We start from the raw sequence: 19356 nt of genomic DNA on the forward strand, positions 1-19356 counted from the left end.
CCAAAGCAATACACCAACAAGCTTATCTATCCTCGGGGTTCCGCGTGATCGAGCCTTTCTTCATTGGGGATGAATATGGATGTTCATACAGAGCTAGCTGGCTCCTTCCTCGATTGTGATGCATTGCCTAAACGTGCAACTGGTCAGTGCTTTGGAACATTCGGTGAGTTGCTCCAAGGAGTGTTACCCAACAACCGGCATTTCCTCGTGACGCTTCCCGTGGACCTCGAAACCGTTGTCGATTTCGAAGTGAATGAGGACACCCGAGTTTCAGCTTCCATAGCTTCCCGAACCAAGGCTTGCCGAGCAGCGGATGAGTACCTCTGCCGCAACGACTTGCCTCCCGGAGGAAAACTCCACTTCAAGTCCGTATTCCCCGCAGGTAAGGGCCTTGCAAGCTCATCAGCAGATATGGTCGCAGCTATACGAGCAGCTGCCAGAGCTCATCTGCGTGAAGTGGTCCCTTTTGAGATTGAATGCATTCTGCGGAATATCGAGCCAACCGATGGAGTGATGTACGACGGCGTCGTCTCCTTCTACCACCGCGATGTAGAGCTGGATGAGCGACTTGGCGATGTCCCTCCCCTTTCAATCATAGGAGCCTGTCGCTCCGGGGAGTGCGACACCATCAAGTTCAATCAGGCTCGACATGAAGTATCAGCTCAGCTACGGGGAGAATATCTGGAACTGCTTAAGGAGATAAAGACTGCTTTCCGCAACAATGATCTTAAGTCACTTGGTGCGATTTCGACTCGCAGTTGTGAGTTATCCCAAACCTTCAATCCCATGCCCCACTTAGACACCATGCACTCTCTCATGGTCGAAACAGATGCACTCGGACTGATCGCAGCCCACTCGGGAACCTACCTCGGACTGCTCTATGACGTGAATGATCCTGAGCGAGTCAGCAAGTCAACCTACGCGCAGATGAAGCTTCAAGCAAATCGAATCAGCTCCCAACATTACAGAACGGTATAAAAGATGCTTAGATACAAATCCGCGCTGGATGCTATGCGGGACGCGACCTTGTTCATCCTGGAAGATAATCTCCACATGGTGTCCTTCAAAGCAATGAAGATCGTCCCTGCTAACTACATCATCAAGAAGGCCTTATCCCGTAGAGATCTGAAGCCCGGGGGATTGGTGGTTGAGACATCAAGCGGTAACTTCGCTCTTGGGATGGCCATCGTTTGCAATCGCATGAACCTTCGCTTCGTTGCCATTGGCGATCCGATTATTGACGAGTCGTACAAACGTCAGCTTGAAATGCTTGGCGGCCGTGTTGAGATCATCACCGACAAGAAAGGAGCAGCGGGTTACCAAAAAGCTCGGCTTGATCGCCTTCATGAAATTCTTGCTAGCGAACCCGATGCATTTTGGTGCCGACAATACGACAACGATGACAACGCAAATGCCTACTCAGAGATCGGACAGCAGCTCAAAGAGCTCATCGGCCCCCGAGCAATCCTGGTGGCTCCCGTGGGCTCTGGTGGCTCCAGTTGCGGCATAGCATCATCAATGCGCAATGCAGGTGCGGACTGCACTCTAATTGGGGTAGACACATTCAACAGCGTTCTCTTCGGCCAAGGTGGTGGCCCTGTCAGGCTGCGAGGGCTCGGCAACACGGTGATGCCGAAAAATCTACGTCATCAACTGTTCGATGACGTGCACTGGCTCACACCAGAGCTAGCAAACCACTATACACGCCTGCTTTACAGCTCCACCGGCCATTTCCGTGGCCCTACTACTGGGGCTGCATACACCGTTGCTCGCTTTGTGCGAGACCAGAACCCTGGTGTACCCATTGTGTTTCTAAGTCCAGATGATGGCTCACGCTACACCAACACAGCCTATCTCGAGGACTCCAATGCCTCTGCCTTCGAGCACCTGGCCCCTCATCGCCTCCAATGGCCGACCGAGTACGATGCAAATACTCATTGGGCATGGATGCACTGGAATCGCAAGTCAATTCAGGCATATCGATGATCTATGGCTATTATCTACATTGAGTCAAATACCACAGGTTTCGGTGAGGCACTTCTAACAGCATCACTGCCGTATGACGATGTTTATTTCTTGCTTCGTGACCCGTCGAAGTATGCCTTTCTCAACAAACTGGACCCCCGCATCCACATTAAGATATGCGATACATCATCCATCGATGCTGTCGCAGATGAAATCTCTCACATAGATGACGTTCGCTATGTGACGTCGACGAGTGATGGCTACATCCAGATCGCTTCTGAGGTTACCGAGCGCCTTGTCTTGATCGGCAACTCCCCAAGCTCAGTCAACTTGTGCCGTGACAAATTCAGCCTCCAGAGTGTGCTGAGAGACTATGGCATCAAATACCCAGTAACGAGAGAGATCCAGAAGCCGAACGATTTAAAGGGTCTCGACTACCCTGTCATAGTGAAACCCCGTCAAGGCACAGGGAGCACCGGTGTTCGGTTCATTGAAAGCTGCGATCAAATGCCACAGTTAACCGAGGGCAGTTGGATTTTACAGCAGTTTGCTCCGGGTACTGAATTTTCTATTGAGACGTTCACAGATGACCAAGGACATCACCTACTGGCCGTGACACGCAAGTTCGTTACAAAGCCTCCTCACTTCCTCGAGCTAGCGCATGTGCTTCCTCTGGAGTTGGACGATACAACGCATAGAAGAATTACCGAGACCGCTATCCGTGCTCTCGATGCCGTTGGGTACACCTTTGGGCCTGCCCACACTGAGCTGAAAATTCACGGTGATAGTGTGACTGTGATTGAGATTAACGCTCGATTAGCCGGCGGCATGATTCCTCGGCTTATGGAGCATGCCTATGGCTGGTCGGTCGTAGACCTTTACATTCGGAGCTATCTCTCAGGGCGTTGCCAGTTCAATATCCCCAAGCCTTACTTAACTACTGCTGTGTCGTTCATCGTCCCGGAAGTCGACCGACCATACTTGGGTGTTGAATTTTCCGCTGAGTGTTTCGAGTCCGGCGAGTTCCACACTTCAGGCAGAAATAAAGGAAAATTCGACTTCTCTGATCGTGCAGGCTACGTTATTGCTACTGGTACTCATGGTATGGCAGCCCTTCGTAGTTCGCTCAGGAGTAGGAAATGCAGCCGTGTACTATACACCGACACCCATGAAACCCAAGTAGATGCAAAGGACATTTATGAGATCGTCAACCAAAAATCTGGACCTCCACGATTCGGTAAACTGACATCCAACTTGCTGACCATCGAGAAGGCTCACCTACTCATGCTGCGATCTCAGGGTGTGATTAAGTCAGGTCAATTCTGCGATCTTAAAGAGGCAGTTTTGGCATTGGAGTACAACCCTGAGTTGCTAGAGGAGCATCACTCAGGCCGCGGAGACTACTTTGACTATGAGCAATACGTAATCAGTCGCTGCGGTCGAAACACTGGTGGGATGATCCAAGCGGCCCGTTCCCGAAACGACATCAACGCAACCCACTTACTCTTGTCTGTAAAAGAAGTGATAAACGCGGTAGTGGAGCGCGTAATCATACTAGAGGAAACCTTGGCCAGCCGAGCAAGCGAGACTCTAGACGTTCCGTTGCCCATCTATAGCCAGTACCAAACAGCAATGCCAGGTACTGCTGGCCACTATATGGCAGCACAGGGAGAGATCCTACTAGATTCTCTCGACCCACTGATCGCTATGCGAGACGAGCTCGAGAGATCCCCGCTCGGGGCCTGTGCCGGTGCAGGGACAAGTTTCAATACTGACTCCCAGTACACCGCGAGGTTGCTCGGTTTCAAATCCGGCCCAACCAATTCCCTCAGTGCAATTACAGATAAAAATCCAGCACTTAGATGTGCCAGTCTGATGACGATCCTAAGCGGAGACATCAATCGAATCGCGAGCGACCTCCAACTGTGGTCAATGAGAGAAATCGCCTTTATCACACTTCCCAAGGGTATGTATGGTGGGTCATCGAACATGCCCCAGAAGCGTAATCCCTATCTGCTGGAATGGCTCAGACTGCACCACGACCTAAACGTAGGTCACTTGACTGGAGCTTTCTCCTCGCTGACCCACATTCCGACTGGAAACTCCTACCAGGCAAGCCGCACAGCTGTTGAGATCGTCGCGGAGATAGCAGAAAAGCTGCTCGATATGCTGGATGTTTTGACATACGCGATTGAAGGCCTCTGCATCGATACCATTAGAACGGTGAGAGCCGTCAAACACGGAAATGCTTGCGCAACCATCGTGGCTGAGAGTTTGGTACAGCAAGGAAAATCATCCTTTCGTGACGCTCACACAGCAGTTGGGACTGTTCTGCTATCCGGCGGTGGCAACAAAGATTCTTTGTCGACGGCCGCGGCAAACTTGCTGACCGAGTTAGAGAGTGAGGCTGATGGCGCCCAAGCCTATGAGCGTCTTGTAGGTGGGGGAGGCCCCGCAAAGGACAACACACAAGCTGCTGTTACTTCATTGAGTGGTCGTCTGCGAGCTGTAGCTCGTCATCAACTCGCATTCAGGGCGCGAGAGAACGGCAACAAACGAGATCTCGACAATCGATTTAGGAGAACAAACTGATGCCCAGGGTCACGTTGCTCTGCTCCGACGGTCCCCACCACTTGTATCTTGCGGCTGAGTTGCAAAAAGCCTTCGGTGAGGTGCGAGTGATTGTTGAGCCTGGTTACGCTCAGGTTTTACGACTTCGAAGGACGGGCAACTATCGCGACTACCTATGGTCTCGGTATCACGATATACGGCGGCGTGTTTTTGGTTACTCCAAATTTCGCCAACGATATTTTTCACGCGAGGATGCCATTCGAGACTGGAAATGTCTCCGTGCACTTGAGGGGGTGAAGTTTCTAGAAACCCCATGGATCAACGATTCCTGTGTCATCGGTGCGCTTCGCGAGGAAGTTTCAGATGCCTATATAGTGATGGGCACCAAGATTATTGGTTCGAAGGTGCTAGCAGAGATTCCGTCTGACAGGATCATCAACGTGCATGGTGGCCACCTCCCTGAGTACAAGGGAAACCATTGTTTCTTTTTCGCACTTTATAACGGCGACTACGACAAACTCGGCGCTACCATCCATCGCGTCTCATCGAGCTTAGATGCTGGTGAGATCATCAGCCACCACTCCGTGAATTTTGAGTACGGCGATAACTCTGAGACGTTGTACTCGCGCGCAGAGAAACAGGCGGTTGTCTCGCTTGTCAACCGCTTACGGCTCTATCCTGATATCTCCCGTTGGGAGAACTCCCCTCAACCAGATAGGGGGACCGTATATCGAATGCGCGACCGAGGCCCGCTCGTAGAACTCAGACATCATCTTGCGATGCGTCGCCAGAGCGGTGACACTACAGCGAATGATCAGGAAGGGAGGCGAATTCGATGAACGATAGTTTGATTATTCAGTTATTTCAGATCTCATTGTTTGCCGTCCCCCTGGTCATCTCGCCGGGTCCCAACAATTTGCTGGTGACAACAAATTGTGCCCAGTTTGGCTACCGGCGAACTTTGCCACCGTTAATCGGTATATCTCTGGGGGTTTTCGTTCTATTCATGGGGGTCGCTCTCGGCCTTGGAGGAGTTTTGAGCCGCTATCCTGTCCTTCATACTGCTCTCAAGGTCGTAGGGTCGGCATATATTTTGTACCTCGCCTACAAGCTTTATACTTCAAAATCGACTGGCACAGCGGAGCATGGGAATGATCACCCCATAACTCTGGGTCAGGCAGCTTTATTACAAGTGCTGAATCCCAAGATCTGGTTACTCGCTGCCACTGCGACATCCACGTTTCTACCCCTTACCGGAGGGGTCTACACAGATGCTATCCTGCTTTCAATCACGCTGGGACTGATATTCTTTCCGTGTAACACTGTGTGGGCGATGGGAGGGCTAATGATGCGGCATTTTCTTCATGGCCGGATGTTCTTCCGTATCATGGGATTATTGACTGCATCCTCCGTGATTTTTCTACTTATATGATTATAACCCTCACATCTTCTATCAAATTTCGCAATGAATTCAACTTAGTTATCAAAGCAAACTATCAGTCGCGATCTATACGCTTACGAAGAGCCGCCGGTGGGTACCCATAATGCCGCTTAAAGGCGCTAGTAAACTGGCTATGCTGAGCATAACCACACTCAAGAGCAATCATCGCCACCTTTTCATCAGTCTTCTGAAGCAGATCATGTGCTTGGTTCATCCGAAGTTGGGTCAAGTATGCATGGGGTGATTGACCGAAGGTGTTCTTGAACTTGCGTAGAAAGTGGAATCGACTGAGATTAATGAGCCCAGCGAGGTCATCGAGCAGGATACGTTCCCCTAGATTTTCATTCAAATAACCCCGAATGAGAGTGGCTTGGCGTACTGACAGACACCCCCGCAGGTCTGTGTCCTCAAGGTCTTTCTCTGCGAAGTAATGGAATGTATTCTGCAGTATCCAGCACATCAGGCTATCAATCCCAAGAGATAGCGATTGATCAGTCCAATCCGCCTGCGCAAGGCTACGAGCAGCAGAGCTAATTACAGGGGCCGATTCCTGGAACACCTCTCGAAAATGACAACGCTCAGGCGCTTGGCGCATTGATTGAAGAAAATCGATGTCAAAACATCTAGGATCGAAGTAAATGTGGAGGAAATTCAGTCGATTGGTAATTTTCCATACCGACTTCCCTTCGCCCCTTGGGAACAGACATATTGCGTCTTTAAAGCCCCTTCTCACAACTCTTTGCCCATGAATCTGGCTACAGTTCTCGCCTCCAGACAGATAGATGCTCAACACGTTCTCTGAAGAGCCGCTATATTCCGTTAGTGTGTCGTACCCAGACCACTCTGAAAGTACAATTCCAGACGGTAACCGCAAGGAACGGACAGCTTTAGCTCCAGCAGTTTCGAGTGAGCCCTGGACTGTCAGCGGATTGGGATATGTCATTTGCAACTCGACCTCATGAAGACTGCCGCTATCCCTTTACAAGTTCGGCCTCCAGTCAACTGGTTCCCGGACCTGAAGCGAGCCACCTTTACATCAGTTGTCGCATCTATACGAAATGTTTGATGACTCACGATATCCCTGCATATAGAGCAACGCAAGCCATACACTTGCCCTGGGCGACGACTGGACGATCATGCCATGCCGGCGCTCACGTGAGCTTTCTCATCGCCTCGCTGGTGATGCTGCTCTTCTCGGTCGGTTTTGTGGCTATGACGCCTCACGTCAACGAGACTGGCGCCTTATTCTCCTACGTCACCCTCGGGCTGGGTCAGCAAATGGGCCGCTGGCGATAGAGGAAGGGCTGGGGGCAGGCGACACGCCTGGTCTGGACGACGACCGATAGCGAGTTCCCGTCGGCGTTCAAGCATGCCCCTTCGCAAGCGGCAGCAACCGCCAGGCGACTTCGACGAAACACGACACGCCCGCATCGCGGAAGCTGAGCGAGGCGTCGAGCACGTCCTTGCGCGACAGCTCCTCGATCTTGTGGGTATCGGCGTAGTGGCGGGCGACCTCCGCCGGCAGCACCGGAAACGGCGGGCCCTCCTTCTCCGCCGGGTCGTACTCGAAGGTGATCAGCAGCTGCGGCGCGGCGTCGCTCAACTCGACGAGCTGTCGGGCGTAGGCGTCGCGCATGGTCGGCGGTAGCGCCACCAGCGCAGCGCGGTCATAGACCAGATCGACCGTGCCCAGCGTCGCCGGTGTCAGCGCGAAGATATCGCCCTGGAACACGGTCAGCGCGTCGTGCTGCCAGCACTGGCCGCCCTCCCACTCGCTCACCACCGGTTCGACACCGAGTTCGGCGAACAGCTGCGCCACCGCCAGCTCGCTCAACTCGGCGCCGACCACCGCATACCCCTCACTCAGCAGCCAGCCGATATCCAGGGTCTTGCCGCACAGCGGCAGGAACACTCGCGCCCCCGGCGCGAGCGAATAGCGCGCCAGATGGCGCTTGAGAATGGGATGGACGAAGCTCAGATGAAACCCGAGCTGTGCCTGCTCCCAGCGCTGTTGCCAGAATCGATGCTCCACCGGTTCTCTCCCACTTGCTGAGTGATCGACACCAGGCTGTCGCCGTGCCGCTGCCTGTCGCCAGCTTAACCCAGTCGAGCTCTGGGTAGAGCAGTTAGACCTTGGTGGTCTTCGAGCGACCCGCCACTTCTTCCAGTACATAGCGTCTGCGCTGCCCACGTATCGCGCGACTCGCCGGTTTTTCGAGCAGGGATCACTTGTTAGAGGCATTCGGACAGGGGCTGACGCAAGTCACGCTGGGGGAAAAGCGCTATTTTATCGATATACGATAACTATTAACACTTGCCGATAACTCAGGGCTTGGATAGGCTCGACCAGGCAGGTGAATCGCTGAGTCGACATAACAACCCCACAAGACAGGTAGCCTCATGATCGATTACTCACCCACTACCCGCGCCCCCTTGCGCTGGCTCTCTCGCCTACGCCGACACTGCCTCGTGGCCGCCGCCACGCTGGGTCTCGCCACGGCGGGCATCAACGCCGCCCAGGCACAGGAGACCCTGATCGCCGGCGCCACCCCCAGTGGCATCCCCTTCACCTTCCTCGATGTCTCCAGCGGCAAGATCACCGGCGCCATGGTCGATCTGATCGAGGCGGTGGGCCAGGACATGGGGGTCAAGGTCGAGATCAAGGAGTCGTCGTTCAACGCGCTGATTCCGTCGCTCACCTCGGGCAAGATCGACATCATCTCCGCGGCCATGCTGCGTACCCCCGAGCGCGCCAAGGTCGTTGCGTTCAGTGACGATGTCTATCCCTACGGCGAGGGCGTGATCGTCAAGCGTGACCATCAGGGGGATATCCATACCCTCGACGATCTCAAGGGTCAGGTGGTCGGCGCGCAGGTCGGCACGACCTATGTGCGCCAGCTGCAGGCGACCGGGCTGTTTCCGGACATTCGCAACTACGACACCCTCGCCGACATGATGCGCGACGTCTCCCTGGGCCGCATCGTGGCGGGCATCGGCGACGCGCCGGTGATGGCCTATCAGCTCAAGCAGGGCCGCTTCGCCGATCTCGAGCTGGCGCCTGACTACCAGCAGCAGATGGTGGGCGAGGTCGCGCTGGCCGTGGCCAAGGACAATACGGCCCTGCTCGACCGCGTCAACGCCTCCCTGGCCAAGCTCAAGGCAAGCGGCAAGCTCGACGCCATCTTCGCCAAATGGGGCCTGTGACAAGTCCCACCGTGTCGCCACCGACACGTCGCCGCTATTTCGCGATTCCCCGCTAACCGCCGCACGCCGGGCTTCACTGCCCGGCGCGCCCGGCCTCGGCCCAGGAGACCTCCATGGCGTACTCCGATATCGCCGCGTTTTTCCCGATCCTGCTCAAGGGCGCCGTGGTCACGGTGCAGATCACCCTTGGCGCCCTGCTGCTCAGTACCTTTCTGGGCCTGCTGCTGGCGCTGATGAAGCGCTCTCCGTTCGCGCCGATATCGGCGCTGGCCAGCACCTTCATCAACGTGATCCGTGGCCTGCCGATCATCGTGCAGCTGTTCTACATCTACTTCGTCATTCCCGAACTGGGCATCGATCTGAGCGCGTTCCAGGCCAGCATCATCGGCCTGGGGATCGCCTATAGCGCCTATCAGGCGGAGAACTTCCGCGCCGGCATCGAAGCGGTCGACGCCGGCCAGATCGAGGCGGCCAAATCCATCGGCATGAAGAGCGCCCTGATCATGCGCCGAGTGGTGCTGCCCCAGGCGGTACGCATCGCCCTGCCCCCCTACGGCAACACCGCGGTCATGATCCTCAAGGACTCTTCGCTCGCCTCGACCATCACGGTGGCGGAGATGACCCGGGCAGGGCAGCTGATCGCCGCCTCGACGTTCCAGAACACCACCGTCTACACCATGGTGGCGCTGATGTACCTGGCGCTCAGCCTGCCGCTGATCTTCGGCGTCAACCGCCTGGAGCGTTTCTTCGCCAAGTCGCGACAGGGAGCCGACCAATGATCGCCATCGACCATATCCACAAGGCCTTCGGCGCGACCCAGGTGCTCAAGGGCGTCAGCCTCGACGTCGCCGCCGGCGAAGTGGTCTGTCTCATCGGCCCTTCCGGCTCGGGCAAGTCCACCGTGCTGCGCTGCATCAACGGTCTGGAGAGTTACGACAGCGGCGCGATCACCATCCATGGCCAGACGGTGGATGTCCGGCGCAGCGATATCCATCGCCTGCGCACCCGGGTCGGCATGGTGTTTCAGCGCTTCAACCTCTTTCCCCACCGCACGGTGCTCGAGAACGTGATGGAGGGCCCCATCTTCGTCAAGGGCGAGCCCCGGACCGATGCGCGACGACACGCCCAGGAGCTGCTGGAGAAAGTCGGCCTGGCCGAGAAGCAAGCGGCCTATCCGACCCAGCTCTCGGGTGGCCAGCAGCAACGGGTGGCGATCGCCCGGGCGCTGGCCATGCGCCCGGAGGCGATTCTGTTCGACGAGCCCACCTCCGCGCTCGACCCGGAACTGGTAGGCGACGTCCTGACCGTGATGCGGGACCTGGCGACGGAGGGCATGACCATGGTCGTGGTCACCCACGAGATGAGCTTCGCCAAGGAGGTGGCCGACCGGGTCTGCTTCCTCTACGGCGGCCAGATCGTCGAGGAGGGGCCGGCGTCGCGCGTCCTCAGCGAGCCGCAGAATGCACGCACGCAGGATTTCCTGCGCCGCGTGCTCAACCACTGAAGAGGAGGCGCGCCGATGCCAACCCCACCGCCGATGCTGCGTTCTCTCTGGGCCGATAGCCATCCCCCCGCAGCGCCGCTACCTGCACTCGAAGGTGCGTGCCGCAGCGATGTCCTGATCGTCGGTGGCGGTTTCACCGGGGTCGCCGCGGCGCTGGCGCTGGCCGAACGCGGCATCTCGACCCGCCTGCTGGAAGCCAGCACGATCGGCTGGGGCGCCTCGGGACGCAACGGCGGCCAGGTCATCCCGGGACTCAAGTACGACCCCGATCAGCTGATCGAACGCTATGGCCAGGAGCGCGGGCAGCGCCTGATCGACACCAGCAGCCGCAATGCCGACGTGGTCTTCGATCTCATCCAGCGCCACGCCATCGAGTGTGACAGCCAGCGTCAGGGCTGGCTGCAGCCCGCGGCCACCCGCGCCGGAGTCCAGCGGATCGAGAAGCGCGCCGCACAGTGGTCGGCGCGCGGCGTCGAGGTCGAGTGGCTGGCGCGGGAGGCCTGCGCCGAGCGCCTCGGTACCACGGCGTATCTGGCCGGCTGGCGCGACCCGCGCGCGGGCAGCCTCAATCCGCTGGCCTTCGTGCGCGGCCTGGCCCGGGCGGCGATCGCCGCGGGGGCGCAACTCCACGAGGGCTCGGCGGTGACCGGGCTGACCCGTCACGCCGAGGGCTGGCGGGCGACCACCGCCCATGGAGAGGTGGTGGCCGAGAGAGTCCTGCTGTGCACCAATGGCTATACCGACGCCTTGCAGCCGGGCCTGGCACGCAGCGTGATCGCCGCCAACAGTTTTCAGATCGCGACCCGGCCGCTGAGCCCGGCAGAGGGCGCCGCCATTCTGCCCCGGGGAGAGGTCGCCTCGGACGCGCGCAAGCTGCTGTTCTATTTTCGCCGCGACACCGCCGGTCGACTGCTGTTCGGCGGGCGTGGACCCTTTCATGATCCCCGTGACCCCACCGATTTCCGTCACCTGATCAGCGGCATGACCAAGCTCTATCCGGCGCTGAAAGGCGTCGAGATCGACTATGCCTGGGGCGGGCGGGTGGCATTGACCCAGGATTCCATGCCGCACGTGCACGAACCCGCCCCCGGCTTGAGCGTGGCACTGGGCTACAACGGCCGTGGCGTGGGGATGGGCACGCATCTGGGCAGCCTGATCGGCCGCCATCTCGGTACCCGGGCGCTCGCCGACGCCCTGCCGTTACCGGTTACCTCCATCGCGCCGATCCCGCTGCACGGCCTTCAGCAGCTCTACGTCGCGGCGGTGATCCAGTACTATCGGACCCAGGATTGGCTGGAGCGATGACAGGAGACCCGATGGCCGACTCAACAAGCGCCGGTGCCCGCTCGGCGCTGTTCAACCAGTCCATCGAGAAGGCGTTCGTGGTGCTGGGTCTGTTCGATGCCCACCACAGCGAACTCAGCCTGTCGGAGATCGCTCGGCTCACCGACATGAGCATGGGCTCGGTACAGCGGATCACCCATACCCTGGAGCAGCTGGGCTATCTGGTACGCGTGGCGCAGAGCCGCAAGTACCGGATCGGCATCGGGGTGCTCGGCGTGGGCGCGCACTATCTCGAGGCCAATCTGCTGATCGATTGCGCCAATCCGTATCTGTCGGATCTCAGCAATCGCTGCCTGGAAACGGTCTCGCTGACCGAACCCTGTGGGCTCGATATGGTCTACGTGGCACGCTTCACCAGCCGCCACTACATCCCGATCCACATGCCGATCGGCAGCCGTGTGCCGATGTTCTGCACCGCCTCCGGGCGCGCCTATCTCTCGGCGCTCGATGACGCCGCCCTGCGCGATCATCTCGAACGCAGCGAGCGCATCGCCCATACCGCCAACACCGTGACCGAGATCGAGGCGCTGGTGGAGATCGTGCAGCAGTGCCGCCAGCGCGGCTTGGCCTGGAACAATGCCGAATACTTCCGGGGCGACATCAATATCGCCGCGCCCGTGATCAACGCCTCGGGCCATCCGGTGGCGGCGGTCCACGTCACCGCCCCTGCCAGCCGCTGGCAGCTGGAGAACGCCATCGACACCCTCGGGCCACCGCTGCTGGAGTGTGCGCGGGCGATCACTCAGGCGGCGCGCACCCGGCGCTAGATGTTGTACGAAAACTGCCTAGGCTCGGCGACTTTTCGTACACAACCGGGGCTCCCCCCGCTTAGCCCTCCAGCGGCGGCAGGCGCCGACGGCGCAGATTGAGTGTCACCAGCGAGACGCCGACGATCACCACCAGCGCGCCGATCACCTGATTGAGGGTGATCGGCGCGCCGAGCATCAGATAGCCGAGCCCCATGGTCACCACCGGCAGCAGGTTGAGCGAGGTCGCGGTGTGGCTGGGGCCGACCAGCAGCAGCGCCCGGTTGTAACAGATTAATGCGATCAGCGAGGGGCCGATCCCCAGGTAGAGAATCGCGGCGAGGGCGTGACCGTCGAGCTGCCAGGCGTCGGCGAAGAACACATTCTCCACCACCATCAGCGGCGTGAGGAACAGCACCGCGATGCCGGTCATCGGCACCAGCGAGGCGTAGAACGGCACCCTGCCCAGCCAGTGGCGCGCCGCCACCGAATAGACCACCCAGGCCAGCACCGCCGCCGCCACCAGCGCATCCCCGGTCTGCAGCCGCGCCAACGTACGCACCAGAGCACCATCCGAGACCACCCAGGCCGCGCCACCGGCGGAGAGCAGGATACCCAACCAGCGTATCCGACCCAGCCGCTCGCGGAAGAAAAGCGCCATCAGCATGGCGGTGGCCGCCGGGGTAAGGCTCTCCAGCACCGCCACCGTGGTCGCATCGCTGACCCGCAGCGCCGAATAGAGCAGCGCGGAGAACATTGCCATGCCGTTGATCGACATGATCGCCAGCGCCTTGATCTCGCGCCCCAGCACCTGGCGCTGACGCCAGGCGGCGGTGCCGAAGATGAGCGTCACCGCCAGGAACACCACCAGCATGCGCGACCACGCCAGCGTCAGCGGCGGCAGGCTCGCGGTGGCGAACTTGCCGACCACCAGATTGCCGGAGAAGAGCAGCACGACGACCGCGAGATAGAGGGGAGCGATGAGAGGCACACAGCACCTGTCGATGAATAGAGAGAGGATCGAGGCATCGCGTTGACGGCCAGCCGCCGACGCCGGAGCACGATAGCAGCGCCGGCGCCTCGAGGACATGCGGCTTCGGTGCAAGAGATCGCCGGCGGCGCGCATGGCGAGGCGACAAGTCGAGGATGTTGGCTACACTCCATTCGAACGCGCTAATTCTTATCCCCGAGCGCCTCGCTGGCCGTCGCAAAAGGACCTTGCCATGAGCACCACTGCCGAATCGCCCCGCATCCGCGTGGTCCGTCGCGGAGTCAATCCGCTGCACGGACTGCTGCTGGCGGGCACCTTCCCGCTCTATCTGACCGCTGCCCTCAGCGATTACGCCTACGCCACCAGCTATCACATCCAGTGGTCGACCTTCGCCTCCTGGTCGATCGCCGGCGGCCTGGTGTTCAACGGCCTCGCCTGGCTGTTCGCCCTGGGCGGTATCGTGATGGCCAGCGGCCAGCGCGGACGCGCCGCACTGGAGTGCCTGCTGCTGCTGGTCACCTTCGTGCTCGGCTTCGTCAATGCGCTGGTGCATGCCCGCGACGCCTGGGCGATGATGCCCACCGGCTTCGTGCTCTCGATCGTGATCGCGCTGCTCTCCCTGGTGGCGGCCCTGATCGGGCTCTCGCGCAACCGCGCCATTGCGCAAGAGATGGCGGGAGGCCGCAGCTGATGACCACTCGCCAGCACCACACCGCCCCGCTTGCCCGCCTGACCCTGCTGCCGCTACTGCTGGTCGCCACCGGCGCCCTCGCCGCCGAGGCCCAGTATGGCGCAGACCCTCAATTGCCCGAACCGCAGCGGGGCCTGCTCCCCAACATGGGTGTACCCGAGCAGACGCCCTGGGACGAGCGCAAGCCCGAGGTCCCGGAGGGCTACACCATCACCGCCATCGCCACCGATCTCCAGGTGCCGCGGCAGACCCTGGTGCTGCCCAACGGCGATATTCTGGTCGCCGAGGGCAAGGGCGGCGGCAACGCGCCCAAGGTCCGGCCCAAGGACTTCATTGCCGGGCTGATCCAGTCCCAGGGCACCACCGCGGTCAAGAGCGGTGATCGTCTCACCCTGCTGCGGGACGCCGATGGCGATGGCAGCTACGAGCAGCAGACGGTGTTCGCCGACGGCCTCAACGCGCCCTACGGCCTGGCGCTGGTGGGCAACGACCTCTACGTCGCCAATCAGGATGCGCTGGTGCGCTTCGACTATCAGCCGGGCCAGACCGCCGCCCGCGGCGCCCCCGAGACGCTGACCCCGCTACCGGCACAGATCAACCACCACTGGACCAAGGCGCTGACCGCGAGCCCCGATGGCCAGTACCTCTACGTGGGGATCGGTTCCAACAGCAACATCACCGAGCGCGGCATGGCGGCGGAGGTCGACCGCGCCGAGATCTGGCAGATCGATACCGCAAGCGGCGCCCATCGCACCTATGCCAGCGGTCTGCGCAATCCCACCGCGCTGACCTTCCAGCCGGGTACCGATACGCTATGGACGGTGGTCAACGAACGTGACGAGCTGGGCCCCGACCTGGTGCCGGACTACCTCACCAGCGTGCAGGAAGGCGGCTTCTACGGCTGGCCCTACAGCTACTGGGGCCAGCACGTCGACCCGCGGGTTCGCCCGCAGGACCCGGCCAAGGTCGCATCCGCCATCGCCCCCGACTACAGCCTCGGCTCCCACCGCGCGCCACTCGGCGTCGCCTTCTCCAACCCCGCGGTCGGCGGCGAGTTCAGCGACGGGGTCTTCGTCAGCGAGCACGGCAGCTGGAACCGCGCCGATCCGGTCGGCTACAAGGTCGTGTTCATTCCGTTCGAGAATGGGAAGCCCGCCGGTGACCCGGTCGATTTCGTCTCCGGCTTCCTGGCCAGCGACGACACCACCCGCGGCCGTCCGGTGGGGGTCAGCGTGGCACCCGACGGTGCGGTGATCATCGCCGACGACCTCACCAACGCGGTCTGGCGGGTGACCCGCGACGCCTCTGCCGCCGCCGAGGCCCCCAGCGATATGGGTGCCGGTAGCAGCGACAGGACTAGCGACGACACCGCCGGTGAAACGGAAAAGGCACCTACCCCAGAGACCGAACCGGCCGGTAGCGGAAGCGACACCAATAACGCCTGACACCCCGTCGACAGCCCACGAACGCCCCGGTGGCACGAGCCATCGGGGCGTCTTTGTGTTCGGTGCCGGCTATGGGCAGTGGGTGGGTGATGACAAAGCTTGCCGATCAGGCCGGGCCCGAACGATGGCCGTTCGCCGCCAAGCCCGGGCGGGTCATTGAGCGATCTCGTCGGCCTCGCCCGAGGCGTGCCCTCGGGCGATGTCGCGATGGCTGATCACGACCACATCCCTGGGCCACCACTCGGGGTGCTCGTCGCGAATGAACGCCAGCAGTTTTTCCCGGACGCTCACCTCTGCGTTCCACCCGGAGAGCGGATCGACCGTCATGAGGTAGCAGGTCACGGTCTGCGCCGGCCCGGCCTGGTCGGTCACGCAGCAGAGCAGCTTGTGATGCTCGATCACGTTCTCCTCGGCCTCGGCGAACTCGAGGAATTTTTCACGCAGGATCGCGATATCGGCGCTCAGGTGCAGCGTCAGCACAATGCTGCGGTACTCCTTGGTACTCTTGGAGGAGAGGTTCTCGAACGCCTTCGAGGCGAAATAGGTCACCGGCACGATCAGGCGCCGCTCGTTCCATAGCCGCAGCCTGATATGCGTATAGAAGATCCCCTCGACATAGGCCCACTGCCCCTCGAACATCACCAGATCGCCGACCCGTATCGGCTTGGCCAGCGACAGCTGAAACGATGACAGGATATTGCCGAGCACCGCCTGCCCCGCCACCCCCACCAGCACCGCCAGCACGCTCGCCGAGGCCAGAATCGACAACCCCAGGGTTTCGAAGAGCCGAACCTGCCCCAGCACATAGATCGTCACCGCCGTCACCAGAATGAGAATGATGATGCGTCGAACCGCATAGAGCGTGGTGAGCAGCTTGCGATCGTCCTGGGGCTTGGAGTCATCGATCTGGCCCGCGAGGCGACGCGTCATCTTCAGCATCATGGTATCGACGAGCCGCAACCCGACGGCCCCGATCCCCCAGGCCAGGATGGCGATCAGCACCACCCGCAGGGTGATCGTCGCCACCGCCGAGAAGGAGACGACGTAATCGAGCAGCGCCTGGGTCAGCAGCGACATCACGATGAGCGCCACCGGGCCGCGAATCTGCTTGGCGAAGATGCTCGGCGAACCGGAGGGCAGCCAGCGCGTCATCACCTCGATCAAGCGATAGACACCCTTGCCGATCAGCGCGACCGCCAGCAGCACCAGCGGGATCGCGATCCACTCCCAGATCCTGAGCGGCCCGAAGGCGCTCTTGAGACTCTCGGGAATGTGGCGCTCGAACGCCGCCGGGCCATACTCGCGATAGAGCGCGGGGATCGCCGCCACGCTCTCCGGCGTGATCAGCCAGACCGGCTCCTCGTTGGCCAGCCGATAGCGCCCCAGCCGGATGTCGTAGGTGTCGCCATCGGCCTCGAGCGTGGCTAGCTCGATATCTCGACGTGGCTCGCCGGCGTGGGGGCTCTTGCCCGTGGGGTCCTCGATGGCAGCGTCCTGACGTCCGGAGAGGCCGGAAAGACGGATCGACTTGCCACGCTGGAAGATGGCGGCGAGCTGTCGCGCCAGCTCGGCACCCTGCTTGCGCTGCGCCGCCGGAGAGAGATCGGCAAGGTTGAGGATATGGGCCGCTGCTGCGAACTCATTGTGTGCCGCCAGATCGCGGAAGGTGCGCATCGCCTCCCGCGGGGTTCTGAGCTTGACCGCGTCCGGTGCCTTCCCCAGGCCACTATTGAGCGAATCGATGGCGTACCACTCCTGGACGCCGTCGGCTTCCTGGGTCTGTGCCAGGCACAGGCCGGAGACCAGACATATCGCTGCCGCCAACAACCACCGCTGCCATGCGCTTGATCGTGTCATCCCTGAGTCACCGCTTTCCTGAATCGTTCGCAGGATCATCCTGCCTTGCATGGGGCGCGTCCATCACGTGGGTCAAGCCCGCGCCCGGGAGCGCCTCGAGGATCGACCCCATCGCTGGGCGAGCACTGGCAGCGCCAGGCACTGCCTGACAGGCACACCGCCCCGCGGATTCTCTCCCGCGAGGCGGTGTCGTGACTCTCCGACGTGATGACCGGGTGTGGCTAACTGATATGACGACCTGATATGACGACCTGTCGGGACGACTTCTCGTGAAGACCTGTCATGCCCCCAGGGCGACTTGCCGGGTTCAGAACTTGGCGGCTTCCGGCGGCGCCACCGCCGGGCCCTGCTCCCGCGCCAACGACTTCGCGACCGATTCCAGATGGCTGGCATTGATATCGGCAGGCGAGTGGGCACCGATCAGCGTCATGGTCACACGCAGGTCCGCGGCGATCAGTTCCAGCAGATGCGAGACGCCTCGCTCGCCATCCGCCGCCAGCGCATAGGCATAGGCCCGGCCGAGCAGCACGCCCTTCGCCCCCAGCGCCAGCATCCTGACCACATCCAGCCCGGAGCGAACGCCGGAGTCCGCCAGCACCGTCAGCTCGTCACCGACAGCATCGGCGATGTGCGGCAACGCCTGTGCGGTGGGGATCGCGCCGTCGAGCTGCCGTCCGCCATGATTGGAGACGATGATGCCGTCGGCCCCCATGCGCACCGCATCCCGGGCATCTTCCTTGTCCAGCAACCCCTTGATGATCAGATTGCCCTTCCAGCTTTCGCGGATCCACTCCAGCTCGCTCCAGCTGATGGAGGGATCGAAGTTCTTGGCCAGAAACCCCATGTAGTCGTCCATGCTCATCTGGCGGCCGGTATAGGCTTCGATATTGCCGAACGATAAAGGCTTGCCCTTGAGCGCGACGTCGAACGCCCACCAGGGGTGGGTCAGCGCCTGAACGGTCTGGCGCAGCTTGGCGTGGGGGCCGGACATGCCGGAGTGGCGATCGCGGTAACGCGAGCCCGGCAGCGGCATGTCGACGGTGAAGACCAGCGTCTTCATACCCGCGGCCCAGGCGCGATCCAACGCGTTCTGCATGAAGCCGCGATCCTTCAGCACATAGAGCTGAGACCACAGTTCCCCGTTGGCGCCCGCCGCCACCTCCTCGATGGAGCAGACCGACACCGTCGACAGCGTGTAGGGAATGCCGGCCTTGTCGGCGGCCCTGGCGGCCTGCACCTCGCCGCGGCGCGCATACATGCCGGTCGCCCCGACCGGCGCCAGCGCCACCGGCAGCTTCCAGCGGCTGCCGAGCACCTCGGTCTCCAGCAGCGGATCACCGCCCCCCTGGAGCACCCGCTGGCGCAGCGGAATGGCCTGCAGGGCCTCGACGTTGCCCCGCAACGTGCTTTCGGTCACCGCCCCGCCATCGAGATAATCGAACAGAAAGCGAGGAATACGCCGCTTGGCAGCTCGGCGGTAATCGGTAGGGCCTGAGATGATCATGGATTCGCCTTAACGCTCGGTACGGAAGCCGTGGAAAGAAAAACTCGCCGCACACGGCGAGGGAAGAGAGAAGCTGCGGCTAGCGTACCAAGT

The 19356-nt window shown here is 60.6% G+C and carries 17 protein-coding genes; 12 read left to right on the forward strand and 5 right to left on the reverse strand.

The annotated features are described in order from the left end of the window. Positions 1-75: 75 nt before the first annotated feature. Genes DOM67_RS07435 through DOM67_RS07455 form a run of 5 tightly spaced genes read left to right on the forward strand, consistent with a single transcriptional unit; the run spans position 76 to position 5968 of the window. Entirely contained in the window at positions 76-978 is a 903-nt protein-coding gene (locus DOM67_RS07435; protein WP_110675308.1) for a GHMP kinase, read from the forward strand. 48 nt (positions 979-1026) lie between these two features. Then, positions 1027-1986, forward strand: a complete 960-nt coding sequence (locus DOM67_RS07440) for a pyridoxal-phosphate dependent enzyme (protein ID WP_198651752.1) — start codon at positions 1027-1029, stop codon at positions 1984-1986. A 3-nt stretch (positions 1987-1989) separates the two neighbouring features. Then, complete coding sequence (locus DOM67_RS07445; RefSeq protein WP_110674998.1) at positions 1990-4557, forward strand: lyase family protein; 2568 nt, start codon at positions 1990-1992, stop codon at positions 4555-4557. Further along, a complete protein-coding gene (locus DOM67_RS07450) occupies positions 4557-5375 on the forward strand; it encodes a formyl transferase (RefSeq protein ID WP_110674999.1) in 819 nt (272 codons plus the stop codon). The genes DOM67_RS07445 and DOM67_RS07450 overlap by 1 nt, the downstream gene beginning before the upstream one ends. Further along, positions 5372-5968, forward strand: a complete 597-nt coding sequence (locus DOM67_RS07455) for a LysE family translocator (RefSeq protein ID WP_110675000.1) — start codon at positions 5372-5374, stop codon at positions 5966-5968. The genes DOM67_RS07450 and DOM67_RS07455 overlap by 4 nt, the downstream gene beginning before the upstream one ends. Before the next feature lie 64 nt (positions 5969-6032). Here DOM67_RS07455 and DOM67_RS07460 read toward each other — a convergent pair whose 3' ends face one another. Next, positions 6033-6767: an AraC family transcriptional regulator gene (locus DOM67_RS07460; RefSeq protein ID WP_198651753.1), complete on the reverse strand. Its 735-nt coding sequence runs from the start codon at positions 6765-6767 to the stop codon at positions 6033-6035. 573 nt (positions 6768-7340) lie between these two features. Continuing rightward, complete coding sequence (tmpT, locus tag DOM67_RS07470; protein WP_110675002.1) at positions 7341-8009, reverse strand: thiopurine S-methyltransferase; 669 nt, start codon at positions 8007-8009, stop codon at positions 7341-7343. Between the two features lie 368 nt (positions 8010-8377). Here tmpT and DOM67_RS07475 point away from each other — a divergent pair, with 368 nt between their 5' ends. The 5 genes from DOM67_RS07475 (at position 8378) to DOM67_RS07495 (ending at position 12796) form a co-directional block, all read left to right on the forward strand. Further along, positions 8378-9181: an ABC transporter substrate-binding protein gene (locus DOM67_RS07475; protein ID WP_110675003.1), complete on the forward strand. Its 804-nt coding sequence runs from the start codon at positions 8378-8380 to the stop codon at positions 9179-9181. Between the two features lie 113 nt (positions 9182-9294). After that, complete coding sequence (locus DOM67_RS07480; RefSeq protein WP_110675004.1) at positions 9295-9960, forward strand: amino acid ABC transporter permease; 666 nt, start codon at positions 9295-9297, stop codon at positions 9958-9960. Continuing rightward, on the forward strand, positions 9957-10685 hold the full coding sequence (locus DOM67_RS07485; RefSeq protein WP_110675005.1) for an amino acid ABC transporter ATP-binding protein: 729 nt from the start codon (positions 9957-9959) through the stop codon (positions 10683-10685). The genes DOM67_RS07480 and DOM67_RS07485 overlap by 4 nt, the downstream gene beginning before the upstream one ends. Positions 10686-10700: 15 nt before the next feature. Continuing rightward, the gene (locus DOM67_RS07490) at positions 10701-11990 is read left to right on the forward strand and encodes an FAD-binding oxidoreductase (RefSeq protein ID WP_110675006.1); all 1290 of its coding nucleotides are present in this window, start codon (positions 10701-10703) and stop codon (positions 11988-11990) included. An 11-nt stretch (positions 11991-12001) separates the two neighbouring features. Further along, a complete protein-coding gene (locus DOM67_RS07495) occupies positions 12002-12796 on the forward strand; it encodes an IclR family transcriptional regulator (RefSeq protein WP_110675007.1) in 795 nt (264 codons plus the stop codon). Positions 12797-12857: 61 nt separating this feature from the next. Here the strand turns inward: DOM67_RS07495 and DOM67_RS07500 are convergent, their stop codons facing one another. After that, positions 12858-13766, reverse strand: a complete 909-nt coding sequence (locus tag DOM67_RS07500; RefSeq protein WP_198651754.1) for a DMT family transporter — start codon at positions 13764-13766, stop codon at positions 12858-12860. A gap of 232 nt (positions 13767-13998) precedes the next feature. Here DOM67_RS07500 and DOM67_RS07505 point away from each other — a divergent pair, with 232 nt between their 5' ends. Both DOM67_RS07505 and DOM67_RS07510 read left to right on the forward strand, forming a co-directional pair. Then, positions 13999-14457, forward strand: a complete 459-nt coding sequence (locus tag DOM67_RS07505; RefSeq protein WP_110675009.1) for a DUF2231 domain-containing protein — start codon at positions 13999-14001, stop codon at positions 14455-14457. Next, positions 14457-15902 carry a sorbosone dehydrogenase family protein gene (locus DOM67_RS07510; RefSeq protein ID WP_110675010.1) on the forward strand — a complete coding sequence of 482 codons (1446 nt, stop codon included), beginning with the start codon at positions 14457-14459 and terminating at the stop codon, positions 15900-15902. Before DOM67_RS07505 ends, DOM67_RS07510 begins: the two co-directional genes overlap by 1 nt. Positions 15903-16055: 153 nt before the next feature. Here the strand turns inward: DOM67_RS07510 and DOM67_RS07515 are convergent, their stop codons facing one another. Together DOM67_RS07515 and lldD are read right to left on the reverse strand one after the other, a co-directional pair. Beyond that, the gene (locus DOM67_RS07515) at positions 16056-17759 is read right to left on the reverse strand and encodes a mechanosensitive ion channel domain-containing protein (protein ID WP_110675011.1); all 1704 of its coding nucleotides are present in this window, start codon (positions 17757-17759) and stop codon (positions 16056-16058) included. Between the two features lie 307 nt (positions 17760-18066). After that, positions 18067-19263: an FMN-dependent L-lactate dehydrogenase LldD gene (gene lldD / locus DOM67_RS07520; protein WP_110675012.1), complete on the reverse strand. Its 1197-nt coding sequence runs from the start codon at positions 19261-19263 to the stop codon at positions 18067-18069. Positions 19264-19356: the final 93 nt, after the last annotated feature.

It is taken from the genome of Salinicola sp. RZ23, assembly GCF_003206675.1.
GTDB classification, from domain to species: Bacteria; Pseudomonadota; Gammaproteobacteria; order Pseudomonadales; family Halomonadaceae; genus Salinicola; species Salinicola endophyticus.